This window comes from Microbacterium meiriae (genome assembly GCF_040702565.1).
GTDB lineage: Bacteria > Actinomycetota > Actinomycetes > Actinomycetales > Microbacteriaceae > Microbacterium > Microbacterium meiriae.
In genome coordinates this window covers 560,311-576,383 of record NZ_JBFBLJ010000001.1, presented here as the reverse complement: position 1 = coordinate 576,383, position 16,073 = coordinate 560,311, and the positions used below count along the sequence as shown (strand labels likewise).

12 protein-coding genes are annotated in these 16,073 nt (G+C 71.0%); 4 read left to right on the top strand and 8 right to left on the bottom strand.

The features are described 5' to 3' along the window. Positions 1 to 97 precede the first annotated feature (97 nt). A complete protein-coding gene (locus AB0310_RS02700; RefSeq protein ID WP_259955127.1) occupies positions 98 to 1,420 on the top strand; it encodes a bifunctional o-acetylhomoserine/o-acetylserine sulfhydrylase in 1,323 nt (440 codons plus the stop codon). Positions 1,421 to 1,526: 106 nt separating this feature from the next. After that, the gene (gene metX, locus AB0310_RS02695; RefSeq protein WP_366236536.1) at positions 1,527 to 2,732 is read left to right on the top strand and encodes a homoserine O-acetyltransferase MetX; all 1,206 of its coding nucleotides are present in this window, start codon (positions 1,527 to 1,529) and stop codon (positions 2,730 to 2,732) included. Positions 2,733 to 2,738: 6 nt separating this feature from the next. Here the strand turns inward: metX and AB0310_RS02690 are convergent, their stop codons facing one another. From AB0310_RS02690 to AB0310_RS02670, 5 genes are read right to left on the bottom strand one after another with little or no spacing between them, the layout of a single operon-like run. Then, on the bottom strand, positions 2,739 to 3,344 hold the full coding sequence (locus AB0310_RS02690; RefSeq protein WP_366236535.1) for an NUDIX domain-containing protein: 606 nt from the start codon (positions 3,342 to 3,344) through the stop codon (positions 2,739 to 2,741). 9 nt (positions 3,345 to 3,353) lie between these two features. Beyond that, positions 3,354 to 4,583 (bottom strand): MFS transporter, encoded by a 1,230-nt coding sequence (locus AB0310_RS02685; RefSeq protein ID WP_366236534.1) that lies wholly within the window; start codon positions 4,581 to 4,583, stop codon positions 3,354 to 3,356. Positions 4,584 to 4,592: 9 nt separating this feature from the next. Further along, positions 4,593 to 4,925 (bottom strand): thiamine-binding protein, encoded by a 333-nt coding sequence (locus AB0310_RS02680; protein WP_187663750.1) that lies wholly within the window; start codon positions 4,923 to 4,925, stop codon positions 4,593 to 4,595. A 4-nt stretch (positions 4,926 to 4,929) separates the two neighbouring features. Further along, a complete protein-coding gene (locus AB0310_RS02675; RefSeq protein ID WP_366236533.1) occupies positions 4,930 to 6,168 on the bottom strand; it encodes a hypothetical protein in 1,239 nt (412 codons plus the stop codon). Next, positions 6,165 to 6,995: an ADP-dependent NAD(P)H-hydrate dehydratase gene (locus AB0310_RS02670; protein ID WP_366236532.1), complete on the bottom strand. Its 831-nt coding sequence runs from the start codon at positions 6,993 to 6,995 to the stop codon at positions 6,165 to 6,167. Before AB0310_RS02670 ends, AB0310_RS02675 begins: the two co-directional genes overlap by 4 nt. Positions 6,996 to 7,051: 56 nt before the next feature. Here AB0310_RS02670 and AB0310_RS02665 point away from each other — a divergent pair, with 56 nt between their 5' ends. Beyond that, on the top strand, positions 7,052 to 8,119 hold the full coding sequence (locus tag AB0310_RS02665; RefSeq protein ID WP_366236531.1) for an NADH:flavin oxidoreductase/NADH oxidase: 1,068 nt from the start codon (positions 7,052 to 7,054) through the stop codon (positions 8,117 to 8,119). 59 nt (positions 8,120 to 8,178) lie between these two features. On the opposite strand, the gene AB0310_RS02660 is transcribed toward AB0310_RS02665, so the two are convergent. The 3 genes from AB0310_RS02660 to guaB1 form a co-directional block, all read right to left on the bottom strand. Continuing rightward, entirely contained in the window at positions 8,179 to 9,240 is a 1,062-nt protein-coding gene (locus tag AB0310_RS02660; RefSeq protein ID WP_187663746.1) for a hemolysin family protein, read from the bottom strand. Then, complete coding sequence (locus tag AB0310_RS02655; protein WP_060923227.1) at positions 9,237 to 10,556, bottom strand: hemolysin family protein; 1,320 nt, start codon at positions 10,554 to 10,556, stop codon at positions 9,237 to 9,239. Before AB0310_RS02655 ends, AB0310_RS02660 begins: the two co-directional genes overlap by 4 nt. A 113-nt stretch (positions 10,557 to 10,669) precedes the next feature. Then, complete coding sequence (gene guaB1, locus AB0310_RS02650; RefSeq protein ID WP_268776522.1) at positions 10,670 to 12,124, bottom strand: GMP reductase; 1,455 nt, start codon at positions 12,122 to 12,124, stop codon at positions 10,670 to 10,672. Between the two features lie 161 nt (positions 12,125 to 12,285). Between guaB1 and AB0310_RS02645 the strand changes: the two genes are divergently transcribed. After that, on the top strand, positions 12,286 to 15,969 hold the full coding sequence (locus tag AB0310_RS02645; RefSeq protein WP_187663744.1) for a multifunctional oxoglutarate decarboxylase/oxoglutarate dehydrogenase thiamine pyrophosphate-binding subunit/dihydrolipoyllysine-residue succinyltransferase subunit: 3,684 nt from the start codon (positions 12,286 to 12,288) through the stop codon (positions 15,967 to 15,969). Positions 15,970 to 16,073: the final 104 nt, after the last annotated feature.

The following is a 16,073-nucleotide window of genomic DNA, read 5'->3' as shown; positions in this document are numbered from 1 at the left end:
CACATTTCCCGGTCGCTGTTGACACGGCGCGATATTCCGTACTCTCGCTGCAAGGGCACCAGCCCATCCGACCTTCCGACCGTTCCAGGGGGAACACATGTCCGCACCCGAGACCTGGCGTTTCGAGACCAAGCAGATCCACTCGGGCGCCGCCCCCGACCCCGTCACCAAGGCCAGGGCGACACCGATCTACCAGACCACGTCCTACGTGTTCGACAGCGCCGACCACGCCGCGAACCTCTTCGCGCTCGCCGAGTTCGGCAACATCTACACCCGCATCCAGAACCCGACCCAGGACGTCCTGGAGCAGCGCCTCGCCGCGCTCGAAGGGGGCACCGGCGCCCTCGTCCTCTCCAGCGGCCAGGCCGCCTCGACCTTCGCGATCCTCAACATCGCGCAGGCCGGCGACCACTTCGTCGCGTCGAGCTCGATCTACGGCGGCACCTACAACCTGTTCAAGTACACCCTGGCCAAGCTCGGCATCGAGGTCACCTTCGTCGAGAACCAGGACGACCCGGAGGAGTGGCGCCGCGCCGTCCGTCCGAACACGAAGCTCTTCTTCGCGGAGACGATCGGCAACCCGCAGATCAACGTGCTCGACATCCGCACGGTCGCCGACATCGCCCACGAGAACGGCGTCCCGCTGATCGTCGACAACACCATCGCGACGCCGTACCTGATCCGTCCGTTCGAGCACGGCGCCGACATCGTCGTCCACTCGATCACGAAGTTCCTCGGCGGCCACGGCACCACGATCGGCGGCGTCGTGATCGACGGCGGCTCGTTCGCGTGGTCGGAGAACGTCGAGAAGTTCCCCGGGCTCACCGAGCCGGACCCGTCGTACCACGGCGCCAGCTACACGGCCGCGGTCGGCGACCCGCTCGCCTACATCATCAAGGCCCGCGTGCAGCTGCTCCGCGACCTCGGCTCGGCCATCGCCCCGCAGAGCGCGTGGAACCTCATCCAGGGTGTCGAGACGCTGTCGCTGCGCATCGAGCGCCACGTGCAGAACGCCCAGGAGATCGCCGAGTGGCTGGACAGCCGCGACGACGTGGCCGGGGTCAACTACTCCGGCCTTCCGTCCTCGCCCTGGTACGCCACGGCGAACGAGTACGCCCCGAAGGGTGTCGGCGCCGTGCTGTCGTTCGAGCTCAAGGGCGGTGTCGAAGCCGGACGGGAGTTCGTCAACAGCCTCTCCCTGTTCAGCCACCTCGCCAACATCGGCGACGTGCGCTCGCTCGTCATCCACCCGGCCTCCACGACGCACGCCCAGCTCACGCCTGAGCAGCAGCTCACCGCGGGTGTGACCCCCGGCCTCGTGCGCCTGTCCGTGGGCCTCGAGAACATCGAGGACCTCAAGGCGGATCTGGACCAGGCGCTCGCCGCCGCGCGTGCCGTCTCGGAGGCCGCGCGCGCCTGACCCGCACGCCCTCCACGAAGGCCCCGGACCGCACGGCTCGGGGCCTTCGTCGTGCCCGTGTCGTAACCTGCGGGCCGAGACCCACCGGCCAGGCGAGAATGGAGACATGGACTGGCAGACGACCTCCGAGGACACGGTGCCGTCGGCACCGGTGACGGAGGTCGACGTCCGGCTGCTCCGTGCCCGCCCGCCGGCCACCGGCGCCTGGCGGGACGGCGATCCCGTCGGCGGCCGCCGCTTCGCCGCGTTCGGCGCCTTCACCGCGGAGAGCGGAGCACAGCTTCCCGGCATCCGCCTCGCCTACGAGAGCTGGGGCGAGTTGAACGCCGCCCGCGACAACGCGGTGCTCGTCCTGCACGCCCTCACCGGCGACAGCCATGTGCGCGGCGAGGCCGGCGCCGGCCACCCGACCGCCGGCTGGTGGGAGGACGTCGTCGGCCCCGGTGCGCCGCTCGACACCGACGAGTGGTTCGTGATCGCGCCGAACATGCTCGGCGGCTGCCAGGGATCGACGGGGCCGGCGAGCATCGCCCCGGACGGCTACGAGTGGGCATCGCGCTTCCCCTACCTCACCATCCGCGACCAGGTCGCCGCGCAGGTGCGTCTGGCCGAGGCGCTCGGCATCGACAGCTGGGCGGCGGTGATCGGCGGCTCGATGGGCGGCATGCATGCGCTCGAGTGGGCCGTGTCGCAGCCCGACCGGGTGCAGCGGCTCGCGGTGCTCTCCTCTCCCCCGGTCACCACCGCCGACCAGATCGCGCTCAACACCGTGCAGCTGGAGACCATCCGCATGGACCCGCGCTACCAGGGCGGCGAGTACTACGACCTCGCGGACGGCGACGGTCCGCATCGCGGCCTCGCCCTCGCCCGCCGCATGGCTCTGCTGAACTACCGCAGCCCGATCGAGCTCAACCAGCGGTTCCAGCGCTCCTGGCAGTCCGACGTGTCGCCGCTCGGCCACGGCGGGCGCTTCGCGGTGGAGTCGTACCTCGACTTCCACGGCAACAAGTTCACGCGGCGCTTCGACGCGAACAGCTACGTCACCCTCGTCGAGGCGATGAACTCGCATGACGTCGGTCGTGGCCGCGGCGGCGTCGAGGAGGCCCTGAAGGCGGTGACCGCGACGACCCTCGTCCTCGGCATCGACAGCGACCGCCTCTTCCCCGTCGACGGGCAGCAGCGGATCGCGCGGAGCATCGCGAACGTGCTCGACGGCGAAGCGGTGGTGCTCACGAGCGACTTCGGCCACGACGGCTTCCTCATCGAGACCGAGGCCGTCGGCGCGCACCTACGGCGTCTGCTCGACGCCTGAGCCGCGTCACACCGGATCGAACCGCCACGGCAGGGTGTGGGCGTGGAGGGTCCCCTGTGCCCAGCCGAACGCCCGGCCCTCATCGCGCACCTGTGTCTGGAACAGCTCGACAGCCCCGCCGGAGGCCAGCGCCGCATCGACATCGGCGAAGGCGGAGAGTCGGTGCAATGTGAGCCAAGTCGGCGGGAAGAGTCGCCACTCTCCTGACGCGTGACGGGCGAGAGCCTCGGCGGGTGACACCCAGGCGAGCTCGACGACCTCGTCGGCGGACGGCGACGGTTCGGCGTCCGGCGCGAGGGCGAGGAAGAACCAGGTGCGGATCCGGACCGGCGCCTCCGCCGGCGGCCGCCACTCCGACAGCGGCACCAGATCGCGCGCCGTCAGTCCGACCTCCTCCGCGGTCTCCCTGGCGGCGGCGCGACGCGCGTCGTCGACCTCTGCAGCGCCCGGCTGACGGTCCCCCTGCTCGACCTTCCCGCCGGGGAAGACCCAGGCGTCTGCGAACGAGCCTCGCGACGGACGGCGCAGCAGCAGCACCTGGAAGCCGTCGGCGACGGGCCGCAGCAGCACGACGGTGCCGGCGAGCGGGAGGTCCTCGTCGGGGGTGGTCACCCCGTCACTCTACGATGCGAGGACCGGCGTCTGCGCGACCCGCCGCGCCTCCACGCGGTAGGACACCAGTGCGATGAGGAGACCGGCCACTGCGAGCACGGCGCCGGTCCACGCCGGCGCCGTGAAGCCCCAGCCGACCGCGATCACGATGCCGCCGAGGAAGGCGCCGAGGCTGTTGCCGATGTTCAGGGCGGAGTGGTTCATGGCCGCCGCGATGGACTGGTTGTCGCCGGCCACGTCCATCAGCCGGGTCTGGATCGTCGGGCTCAGCACGGACGAGACGAACCCGACGAGCACGACGACGAGGCTCAGGCTCACGATCCAGAACGAGAGCACGGCGAGCAGAGCGAACACGACCGCCATCGCGGCGAGACCGAGCAGCAGCGTGCGGCGGAGGTCGATGTCGGCGAGGTGACCGCCGACGAGGTTCCCGCCGGTCATGCCGAGCCCCATGAGCACGAGCACGATCGGCACGACCCAGTCCGGCGATCCGGCGACCTCCGTCACGAGCGGGGCGATGTAGCTGTAGACGGCGAAGAACCCGCCGAACCCGATCGCCCCGACGCCGAGCGTGAACCACACCTGACCGATGCGGAACACCCCGAGCTCGGCCCGCATCGTGCGCCCGGGGTTCCCCGGGTGCGCGGGCACGAACAGCGCGATGAAGACGGTGGCAAGCGCGAAGACGAGCGCGATGACGGCGAAGGCCGCGCGCCAGCCCCATTCCTGGCCGAGGAAGGTGCCCAGCGGCACCCCGATGACGTTGGCGACCGTGAGTCCGGTGAGGATGAACGCGACGCCCTTGGCACGGTTGCCCGGTCCCATCACGTCGGCGGCGACGAGCGCGCCGATGCCGAAATACGCACCGTGCGGGAGCCCGGCGAGGAAGCGCGATACCCCGACGAGCTCGAACGTCGGCAGCACCACGGTGAGCGCATTGAACACCGTCAACGCCAGGGCGAGCACGATCATCACCCGGTGCCGCGGATAGCGGGCGACGAAGCCGGCGATGGTCGGGGCGCCGATGACCACGCCGAGCGCGTACAGCGAGATCAGCCAGCCGGCCTGGCTCAGCGCCTCCTCCTGGCTCGACGCCCAGACGGACGGGAGGAGGTCGGCGGCGATGTTCGGCAACAGGCCCATGACGACGAACTCGGTCATGCCGATGCCGAAACTGCCGATGGCGAGGGAGAGGAGCGCCCACTTCGCCGCACCCCTCGAAGGTGTCGAGGGATTCACCGGTTCAGCTTACCGGTCGTCGGACTCCTCGATCGCCGCCTCCAGGCGCTCGACCTTGGCGTCGAGCTCCCCCGTGTAGCCGGGACGGATATCCGCCTTGAGGACGAGGGACACCCTCGATCCGTACGGCATGACCGCCTCGGTCGCCCGCTTGACCACGTCCATCACGGTGTCCCAGTCGGGCCCCTCGATCTCGGTGAACATGCTCGTCGTGCGATGCGGGAGCCCAGAAGCACGGACGACGCGCACCGCGGCGGCCACGGCATCGTGCACGGAGGCATCGCTGCGGTCGGCGCCATCGGCGGGCGTGCCGCTGGGGGCGACGGAGAAGGCGATCAACATGGGTTCACTCCTGGGTTCGGGGACGGCGGACGACGGAGACCCGTGCGAGCGCGACGGCGCTCACGACGGCGAGGATGACGAGCAGGACGTTCCGCATGGTGAGCAGCAGGACGGGGGCGGCTTCGGCCCGTAGCAGCCCGTCGTAGCTCAGCGGATACACGAGACAGGTGAGCAGGCACAGTGCGAGCACGAGCGCCGCGGCGGTCGGCGCGCGGCGGCGGTCGAGGACGAGCCACAGGATCACGGGCGCCAGCAGCCAGGTCTGGAACTGCGGCGAGCCGACCTTGTTCAGAGCGATGAGCACCGTCACCAGGAGCAGGGCCAGCGGCGGGAAGAGTCGCGCGAATGACGCGCCACGGGCGGCCTTGACCCCGCCGACGACGGCGACGACGACCACGGCGAGCGCGAGGAGCGGGGTGAGGACCGTGGAGACGACCTCCGCGCCCGGAGCGACGAACTGGAAGGTGAGGATGTCGTAGCTGTACTCGATGCGGGCGGCCCCCGTCACGGCCATCCAGAGGAACGGCGTCGCGGCGACCGCCTCGATCTGGAGCCCCCGGCCAGTCTGTGCGGTGAGGAAGCCGAGGATCTCGGTGTCGGCGCCGAGCAGCAGGAGCACCACCACCACACCGGCCGTGACCCCCGCGGCGGCCAGGAGCATCCGCAGCCGCGACCTCCCGGCCACGACCGCCGCCAGGAGGAACGCACCGGGCCAGATCTTGATCCAGGCGCCGATGGTCAGCAGCGCCGCGGCGATGGTGGGGCGGGTGACCAACCACAGACCGGCGACGACGGCGAGGGGCACGGTCACGGCATCGATCCGGTACAGCGCGATGGGTCCGAGGAGCAGCAGCGCCGCACACCAGAACCACGCGGCTGTCCGACGCGCCCGGACGCGTCCGCGCCCGACGAGGACGGCGAAGGCGACGGCGTCGAGCACCGTGACCAGCAGCGCCCACCCGATGAGGTAGGCGCCGGAGACGCCGAGCAGCGGGAGGAACGGTGCGGCGAGCCCGGCGGCGAGCATCATCGGCAGGAGCGCGAGCTGCGGATACACCCAGGACTCCGTGACGCCCACGACCTCCCCGCCGCTCCACGCCGCGGTGGCCCAGGGCTCGTACACGAGCACGACGTCCCCCATGGGCTGGCTCGGGTAGACCCAGCCCAGCCACGCGGTCACGAGGTGGACGAGGAGGAAGGCGATCCACAGGGCGAGCGCGCTCCTCCGGGTCGAGGTCCTCACGACAGGAGGTCCGCGACCGCGCGGGGCAGCGTCTCCGCGACGTCGAGCGCGACGATCGGATGGCCGCTCGCACCCCCGGTCGCCGCGGCGGCGATGCGGGCGGCGTGCCCGTGCAGCCAGACGGCCGCCGCAGCGGACTCGACGAGCGGGCTGTCCGGATTCGCGGCGATCACGGCGGCGACGATCCCGCCGAGCACGTCGCCCGTGCCCGCCGTCGCGAGCCAGCCCGTTCCCGCCTCGACGGCGATCAGCGTGCCGTCGGGTGCGGCGAGCACGGTGCGCGCGCCCTTGCGCAGCACCACGCCGTCGATCGCGGCGGACACGGCGCGGACATCTGCGAGATCGTCCGAGGCCCCGTCGATGCCGATGCGCTCCCGCAGCCGCGCGAACTCCCGGCCGTGCGGCGTGGCGACGAACGGGGCGCGTGCGGTCGGCGCCAGATCGAGCGCTCCGGCGTCGATGACCACGGGGACGTCGCCGCCGACGATCTCCCGCAGTGCCTGCGCCTCCGTCGCGCTCCGGTCGTCCGGGTTGGTCCCGGAGCCGATCACCCAGGCACCGATCCGCGTGCGTCCGGCATCCGGCCCGCCGACGGTCTCCGGGCGCCGCGAGAGCACCGCCGCGACCGCCGACGGCGCGCCCACGTAGCGGACGAACCCGGCACCGGTGCGCCAGGCGGCTTCGACGCCGAGCACCGCGGCGCCGGGGTAGGCGGCCGATCCCGTGCGCACCCCCACGACGCCCCGCGAGTACTTGTCGTCCTCGACGGTCGGAGCGCGGAAGAACCGCGCCGCGTCGTTGCGGGACCACTCGCGCACGTCGCTCATGACTCCACGTTAGCCCGACGGCCCTGTCCCGTCCGCGTCGGCGGTACCGTCGAACGGTGAGTCTTCTCTTCTCCCCGCTGACCATCCGGTCCACCACGTTCCGCAACCGCCTCTGGGTGTCCCCCATGTGCATGTACAGCGCCATCGACGGCGTCGCGCAGGAGTGGCACCACACCCACCTCGCGCAGTTCGCTTCGGGGGGCGCCGGACTCATCGTGGCCGAAGCCACGGCCGTCGTGCCGGAGGGGCGCATCTCTCCCCGCGACCTCGGGCTGTGGGACGACGCGCAGCGCGACGCCCTGGCCCCGATCGTCCGGGCGATCCACGACCGAGGGGCGGCAGCGGGCATCCAGCTCGCGCACGCCGGGCGGAAGGCCTCGACCTGGTGGCCGTGGGCGGACGAGCGCGGCACGGTCCCCGCCGCCGAGGGCGGATGGACGACCACCGCACCGTCGGCCGTGGCCTACGAGGGGTTCGCCGCGCCGGTCGCGCTGGACGCGGCGGGCATCGACCGCGTGGTCGACGGGTTCGCCGCCGCGACCCGGCGGGCGCGGGAGGCCGGATTCGACGTCATCGAGATCCACGGCGCCCACGGCTACCTCCTGCACCAGTTCCTGTCGCCGCTGTCCAACCTCCGTGAGGACGAGTACGGCGGCTCGCTGGAGAACCGGGCCCGGCTGCTGCTGCGCGTCGTGGACGCGGTGCGCGAGACGGCCGGCGACGACGTGCCGCTGTTCGTCCGCATCTCGGCGACCGATCACGCCGAGGGCGGGTTCACGCCCGAGGAGGCCGCGACGGTCGGCACCTGGGCGACCGCGCACGGCGCCGACCTCATCGACGTCTCCAGCGGCGGCCTCGTCGCGCACCAGCGCATCAGCGTCTCCCCCGGCTACCAGGTCCCGCTGGCCGAGACCGTCCGCCAGGGCGGGCGGATCCCGGTGTCGGCCGTCGGCCTCATCACCGCGGCCGCGCAGGCCGAACAGGTGCTCGCCGACGGCGCGGCCGACGCGATCTTCGCCGAACGGGAGTGGCTGCGCGACCCGCACTTCGCGCTCCGCGCCGCGCACGAGCTGGGGGCCGAGGTCGCCTGGCCGCCGCAGTACGAGCGGGCGCACTGGCGCTGACGCCCACGACGAAGGCCGCCGGTTCCCGTGGGAGCCGGCGGCCTTCGCGTGTCGCGACGTCAGTGACCGCGGACGCGACGGGTCGCGTCCTGCACCTCGCCGACGAGCTCCTCGAGGATGTCCTCCAGGAACAGCACGGCGGTTGTCTCCCCCCGCGCGTCGCGGACCTTGGCCAGGTGACGGCCCGCACGTCGCATGACGGCGAGGGCGTCCTCCAGGTCGGTGTCCTCCTGCACGGGCACCATGTGATGGATGCGCTTGCCGGGGATCGGCTCGAGCACCTTGGCTTCGGCGTCCGGCCCCTCGGAGGCCCGCAGGATGTCCTTGAGGTGGACGTAGCCGATCGGGACGTCCTCGTCGTCGACGATCACGTAGCGCGAGAACCCGTAGCGGGCCACCGCCTTCTCGATGTCGTCCGGCGTGGTCGTCTGCGGCAGTGTGACCAGGTCGCTCAGCGGCACGGCCACGTCGCGGGCCTTCTTGTCGGTGAACTCCACCGCGGCCGTCACCGTGCCCGCGGTGTCCATGAGCACGCCCTCCCGGCGCGACTGACTGACGATCGTCGCCACCTCATCGAGCGTGAAGGTCGACGCCGCCTCGTTCTTCGGCTCCACCCGGAACAGGCGCAGCACACCGTTCGCCGCCGCGTTCAGCAGCCAGATCACCGGCATGAACACCTTCGACACCCACACCAGCGGCGTCGCCAGGAGCAGCACGGCCCGGTCCGGAATCGAGAACGCGAGGTTCTTCGGCACCATCTCGCCGAACACGACGTGCAGGAACGACACGATGAGCAGCGCGATCGTGAACGACACGACGTCCACCGCACCATCCGACCAGCCCACGGCGTGCAGCGGCACGGCGAGCAGGTGGTGGATGGCCGGCTCGGAGACGTTCAGGATGAGCAGCGAGCAGATCGTGATGCCGAGCTGCGAGGTCGCGAGCATGAGCGTCGCGTGCTCCATGGCGTACAGCGCCGTCTTGGCGGGACGCGAGCCGCGCTCCGCCTTCGGCTCGATCTGCGAGCGCCGCGCGGAGATCACCGCGAACTCGGCGCCGACGAAGAACGCGTTCGCCGCCAGCAGGACGACGAGCCAGGCGAGGCCTCCCCAATCGCTCACAGGGACACCCCCTCGATGATGACGGCATCCGGTCTCGGGACGTAGCGCACCCGATCCACCCGGCGTCCGTCCATGCGGACCACCTGCAGCGTGCCGCTCTCCAGGGGCACCTCGTCGCCGACGACAGGCACCCGCTCCAGAACGCTCATGACGTAGCCGCCGACCGTGTCGTACACATCGCCCTCCGGCACCTCGACGCCCGCGCGGCTGCGCAGCTCGTCCGGGCGCAGCTCGCCGGGGAAGGTCACCCCGTCGCGGTTCCGGATGATCCCGGCCCTCGTCCGGTCGTGCTCGTCGGAGACCTCGCCGACGAGCTCCTCCACGAGGTCCTCCAGGGTCACGATGCCGGCGGTCCCGCCGTACTCGTCGACGACGACCGCGAGCTGGTAACCCCGGCCGCGGAGGTCCGAGATGAGCGCGTCGACATGGGCGGTCTCCGGCACGCGGAGCGGATCGGTCGCGAGAGCGCCGACGGGCACCTCGGCGCGACGCTCCCGCGGCACCGAGATGGCGGCCTTGAGGTGCACGACGCCGGTGATGTCGTCGAGGTCCTCGTCGAACACCGGGAAGCGGCTGTGGCCCGTGCGCCGGGCGAGCTGGATCACGTCGTCCACGGAGTCGCCGGCGGCGATCGCGTGCATGCTCGGGCGCGCCGTCATGACGTCCGCCGCCGTGAGCCGGGAGAAGGTGAGCGTGCGGTCCAGCAGCGTGGCGGTGTCGGCCTCCAGAACTCCGGCGCTCGCCGACCGTCGCACGAGCGACGACAGCTCCTCCGCGCTGCGGGCGCCGGAGAGCTCCTCCTTGGGCTCGATGCCCATGCTGCGCAGCACGCCGTTGGCGCTGCCGTTCAGCACGACCACCGCCGGCTTGAACACCGTCGTGAAGGCGATCTGGAAGGGCACGACGAGCTTGGCCGTGGCCAGGGGCAGCGCCAGCGCGAAGTTCTTCGGGACGAGCTCGCCGAGGATCATCGAGAGCACCGTCGCGACGAACATCGCCACCACGGTCGCGATGGGGGCGACGGCGGCTTCCGGGATGTTCCAGGCGACCAGCGTGGGACGCAGGAGGTTCGACAGCGCCGGCTCCATCGTGTATCCGGTCAGCAGCGTGGTCAGCGTGATGCCGAGCTGTGCAGACGAGAGATGCGTCGACGTGTGCCGGAGAGCGCTGATCGTCAGGGAGAGGCGGGACTCCCCGCGCGCCTGCCGCGCCTCCAGATCCGCGCGGTCGAGGTTCACGAGGGCGAACTCGCTCGCTACGAAGAGGCCGGTGCCGACCGTGAGCAGAAGCCCCACGCCCAACATGATGTAGTCCATCAGATCTTCCTCTCCGGGGAGAGAACGGGACGGTGGGGCGATGTTCGGCAACTGGGAGGGTCGTCCATAGTGCGCTCGATTCTACAGAAGCGGACTGTGGACGCGGCAGGCGATCACCAACTGACCGGCAGCGCCTTGCCCTCCTCATATCCCGCCGCGGACTGCAGTCCGACGAGGGCGCGCTCGTGGAACTCCGGCACGGTCGCAGCACCGGCGTACGTGAAGGACGACCGCACGCCCGAGGTGATCATGTCGAGCAGGTCCTCCACTCCCGGCCGCAGCGGGTCGAGATAGATCTTCGAGGAGGAGATGCCTTCGGCGAACAGCTCCTTGCGCGCCCGCTCGTACGCGTCGAGCCGACCGAACCGCGCCTGCACGGCCTTCGTGGACGCCATCCCCCACGACTCCTTGAACAGCCGCCCGTCCGCGTCGCGCTGGAGCTCCCCCGGGGCCTCGATCGTCCCGGCGAACCAGGAGCCGACCATGACGGAGGCGGCACCGGCCGCGAGCGCGAGGGCGACGTCGCGGGGGTAGCGCACCCCGCCGTCGGCCCAGACGTGCGCTCCGGCCTCGGCGGCGGCCTCGGCGGTCTCCAGCACCGCGGAGAACTGCGGACGACCGACCGCCGTCATCATCCGGGTCGTGCACATCGCCCCTGGGCCGACGCCGACCTTGAGGATCGAGGCGCCCGCGTCGACGAGATCCCGCACGCCGTCCGCGGTGACGATGTTCCCCGCGACGATCGGGAGCCCGAGGCCGAGGGACGCGACCTCCTGCAGCGCCCGGAGCATGCCCTCCTGGTGACCGTGCGCGGTGTCGACGACGAGCACGTCCACGCCGGCGGCGGCGAGCGCCTTCGCCTTGGCCGCCACATCGCCGTTGATGCCGACGGCCGCGGCCACCGCGAGGCGGCCGTCGGCGTCCACGGCCGGGCGGTACAGGGTGGCGCGCAAGGCGCTGCGCGCGCTCAGCGTCCCGACGAGGTGGCCGTGGTGCACGACGGTGACGATCTCGACGTCCGCCTCGGTGATGACGTCGAAGGCGTGACGCTCGGAGCCGATGTCGTCCGCGTCGATGGACGGCGTCCCCCGGTGCACGAGGTCGCCGAGCTGTGCATCGGGCAACGCGGTCGCCAGACGCGTCGCCGGAAGGACGCCGACGATGCGGTCCACAGCGATCGGCGCCGCCCCGTGTGCCACGACGATCCCGTGTCCCACGGCGGCCGGAAGCAGGCGGAGCGCGTCGGCGACGGTCGCCTCCGGGGGCAGCACGAGCGGCGTGTCCCAGAGCACCGGCTGCCCCTTCACGTCGCGGATCGCAGCGTCGAGCTCCTGGAGCGGTAGGTCCTGCGGGAGCACGCCCAGCGCCCCGCGGCGTGCGAGCACGGCGGCGATGCGCGGCCCTGTCACCGAGTTCATGTTCGCGGCGACGAGCGGCAGCGTCGCGGGCGTGCCGTCGTGCGGGGCGAGATCGACCTGCAACCGACTGGTGACGGCCGAACGGCGCGGCACCAGGAAGACATCCGAGTAGGTCAGATCGACGGTCGGCTGCGCACCTGAGAACTCCATGCCTCCACGGTACCCAGATCGGCGCGGCGCGGGTCGCTCTCTTCGACGTCTCCCCGGTCGAAACAGGTTAGGCTTGGTGGTCGAGAGTGTGCGGGCCCGAGCGCATCCTGCGTCGTGCGTCCGCATCGGAGATCTTCAGCGATGAAAGAGGGCGATAGAGCGTGTCGAACCAGGTGACCGGCGTCGGTGGCGACGGGGGGTTCGGAGCCAATTCCTGGCTCGTCGAAGAGCTCTACGAGCAGTTCAAGGAGAACCGCGACTCGGTCGACAAGGAGTGGTGGCCCATCCTGGAGAAGTACCACTCCGAGACCACCGCAGGCGGAGGCGCTGCTGCTCCCACCGCGACGACGGCCCCGGCACATCCCGTGACCGCGCCCATCCCGGTGATCGGCTCGCAGCCCGTCGCCCGCACCACGGCGAAGCCCGCGGCGTCCGCCCCGATCCCCGCCCAGGCGCCGAAGCCGAAGCAGGAATCCAAGGAGGCGCAGCCGCCCTCCGAGGAGGACAAGGTCACCCCGCTGCGCGGTCTGCCGAAGACCCTCGCCGCGAACATGGACGAGTCCCTCACCGTCCCCACCGCGACGAGCGTGCGCACGGTCCCCGCCAAGCTGATGATCGACAACCGCATCGTCATCAACAACCACATGGCCCGCACCCGCGGCGGCAAGGTCAGCTTCACCCACCTCATCGGCTGGGCGCTCATCCGCACCCTCGACGAGTTCCGCAGCCAGAACGTCTTCTACGCCGAGATCGACGGCAAGCCCTCCGTCGTCGCCCCCGCGCACGTCAACCTCGGCATCGCGATCGACCTGCCCAAGCCCGATGGCACCCGCGCCCTCATGGTCCCGAGCATCAAGCGCGCCGACACCATGACCTTCACCGAGTACCTCGCCGCCTACGAGGACCTCGTCACCCGCGCACGCTCCAACAAGCTCACCGCCGCCGACTTCCAGGGCACCACGGTCTCGCTGACCAACCCGGGCGGCATCGGCACGGTCCACTCGGTCCCGCGTCTCATGAAGGGCCAGGGCTGCATCATCGGCGCCGGTGCCCTCGAGTACCCGGCCGAGTTCCAGGGCGCCAGCGACAAGACGCTCAACGAGCTCGCGATCGGCAAGACGATCACGCTCACCAGCACCTACGACCACCGCGTCATCCAGGGCGCCGGCTCCGGCGAGTTCCTCAAGAAGGTGCACGAGCTGCTGATCGGCCAGCGCGGCTTCTACGACGACATCTTCGCCGCGCTGCGCATCCCGTACGCGCCCATCCGCTGGAACCCCGACATCGCGGTCGACCTCGCCGAGCGCGTCGACAAGCAGTCGCGCGTGCAGGAGCTCATCAACTCCTTCCGCGTGCGCGGTCATCTCATGGCCGACATCGATCCGCTCGAGTACCGGCAGCGCTCGCACCCGGACCTCGAGATCGAGAGTCACGGGCTGACGTTCTGGGATCTCGACCGCGAATTCGTCACCGGCGGCTTCGGCGGGCGCCGCGTCGCGAAGCTCCGCGACATCCTCGGCGTGCTGCGCGACTCGTACTGCCGCACGCTCGGCATCGAGTACATGCACATCCAGGACCCGGAGCAGCGCCGGTGGTTCCAGGACAAGGTCGAGGTCAAGTACCAGAAGCCCGGCCATGACGAGCAGCTGCGCGTGCTGCGCAAGCTCAACGAGGCCGAGGCCTTCGAGACCTTCCTGCAGACGAAGTTCGTCGGTCAGAAGCGCTTCTCCCTCGAGGGCGGCGAGTCGCTGATCCCGCTCCTCGACGAGATCCTCCAAGGCGCGGCCACCGCCGGTCTCGAGGGTGCCGCGATCGGCATGGCCCACCGCGGTCGCCTGAACGTGCTCACCAACATCGCCGGGAAGACCTACGGCCAGGTCTTCCGCGAGTTCGAGGGCACGCAGACCCCCGGCAACCAGCGCGGCTCCGGCGACGTGAAGTACCACCTCGGCACCGAGGGCACCTTCGTCGCCGACGACGGCTCCTCGCTCCCCGTGTACCTGGCCGCCAACCCCTCGCACCTGGAGACGGTCGACGGCGTGCTCGAGGGCATCGTCCGCGCCAAGCAGGACCGCAAGCCCATCGGCACCTTCGCCTGGCTGCCGATCCTCGTCCACGGCGACGCGGCCTTCGCCGGCCAGGGCGTCGTCGTCGAGACGCTGCAGATGTCGCAGCTGCGCGGCTACCGCACCGGCGGCACGATCCACGTGGTCGTCAACAACCAGGTCGGCTTCACCACGACGCCGAGCGACGCCCGCACCTCGGTCTACGCCACCGACGTCGCCAAGACGATCCAGGCACCCGTCTTCCACGTGAACGGCGACGACCCCGAGGCGGTCATCCACGTGGCCCAGCTCGCGTTCGAGTACCGTGAGCGCTTCCACCGCGACGTCGTGATCGACCTCGTCTGCTACCGCCGACGCGGTCACAACGAGGGCGACGACCCCTCGATGACGCAGCCGCTGATGACCGACCTCATCCAGGCGAAGCGCTCCGTCCGCCGCCTCTACACGGAGTCGCTCGTCGGTCGCGGTGACATCACCGAGGAGGAGTACGACGAGGCCAAGGCCGACTTCCAGAACCGCCTGGAGATCGCCTTCGCCGAGACGCACGCCGCCGAGACCGGAGCCACCCCGATCGCCCCGGAGGAGGCCCCGCAGGTCGAGGACCAGGTCGGAGCCCCCGAGGTCACCGGTGTCCCCGCGGAGGTCATCCGCCTCATCGGCGATGCATTCGTGAACAAGCCCGAGGGCTTCACCGTGCACCCGAAGATCCAGCAGCTGCTGGAGAAGCGTCTCGACATGAGCCGCAACGGGAACATCGACTGGGGCTTCGGCGAGCTGCTCGCCTTCGGGTCGCTTCTCGTCGAGGGCACTCCGGTGCGCCTCGCCGGCCAGGACTCGCGCCGCGGGACGTTCGTACAGCGTCACGCCGCGCTCCATGACCGGGCGAACGGCCAGGAGTGGCTGCCGCTGTCGAATCTGTCCGACGCCCAGGGCCGCTTCTTCGTCTACGACTCCCTCCTCAGCGAGTACGCCGCACTCGGCTTCGAGTACGGCTACTCCGTGGAGGCTCCCGAGGCCCTGGTGCTCTGGGAGGCGCAGTTCGGCGACTTCGTCAACGGCGCGCAGTCGGTCATCGACGAGTACATCTCCGCCGCGGAGCAGAAGTGGGGTCAGCAGTCCAGCGTCACCCTCCTGCTCCCCCACGGCTACGAGGGTCAGGGGCCGGACCACTCCTCCGCACGCATCGAGCGGTTCCTGCAGCTGTGCGCACAGGACAACATGATCGTGGCGCGTCCGTCGACGCCGGCGTCGCACTTCCACCTGCTGCGCCGTCAGGCCTATGCGCGCCCGCGCAAGCCGCTGATCGTGTTCACCCCGAAGGCGATGCTGCGCCTGCGGGGAGCGACGAGCCCGGTCGAGGCGTTCACCGGCGGTCGGTTCGAGCCGGTCATCGACGACGACCGCGGTCTCGATCGTTCCGCCGTGAAGCGCGTCCTCGTGCACAGCGGCAAGGTGCACTGGGACCTCCGCGCCGAGCTGGAGAAGAACCCGAACCCGGAGATCGCCCTGGTGCGTCTGGAGCAGCTCTACCCGACACCCATCGACGAGCTGAAGAAGATCACAGACTCGTACCCGAACGCTGAGCTCGTATGGGTGCAGGAGGAGCCGGAGAACCAGGGCGCCTGGCCGTTCCTGGCCCTCGCGTTCGCGGATGTCCCCGGCGACCGCTCCTTCCGCCCCGTGTCGCGTCCGGCTTCGGCGTCTCCGGCGACGGGCTCGTCCAAGGTGCACGCCACCGAGCAGGCCGCTCTGATCCGCGCGGCGGTGACCCTCGGCTGATCCGCTCTCGGACGACGAGAAGGGCGCCCCGGCTTCGGCCGGGGGGGGCCACTCGGGGGCCGGGGGGGACTTGCCGCTGGGGGGGGGCCGGGGCCGGGAGGGGC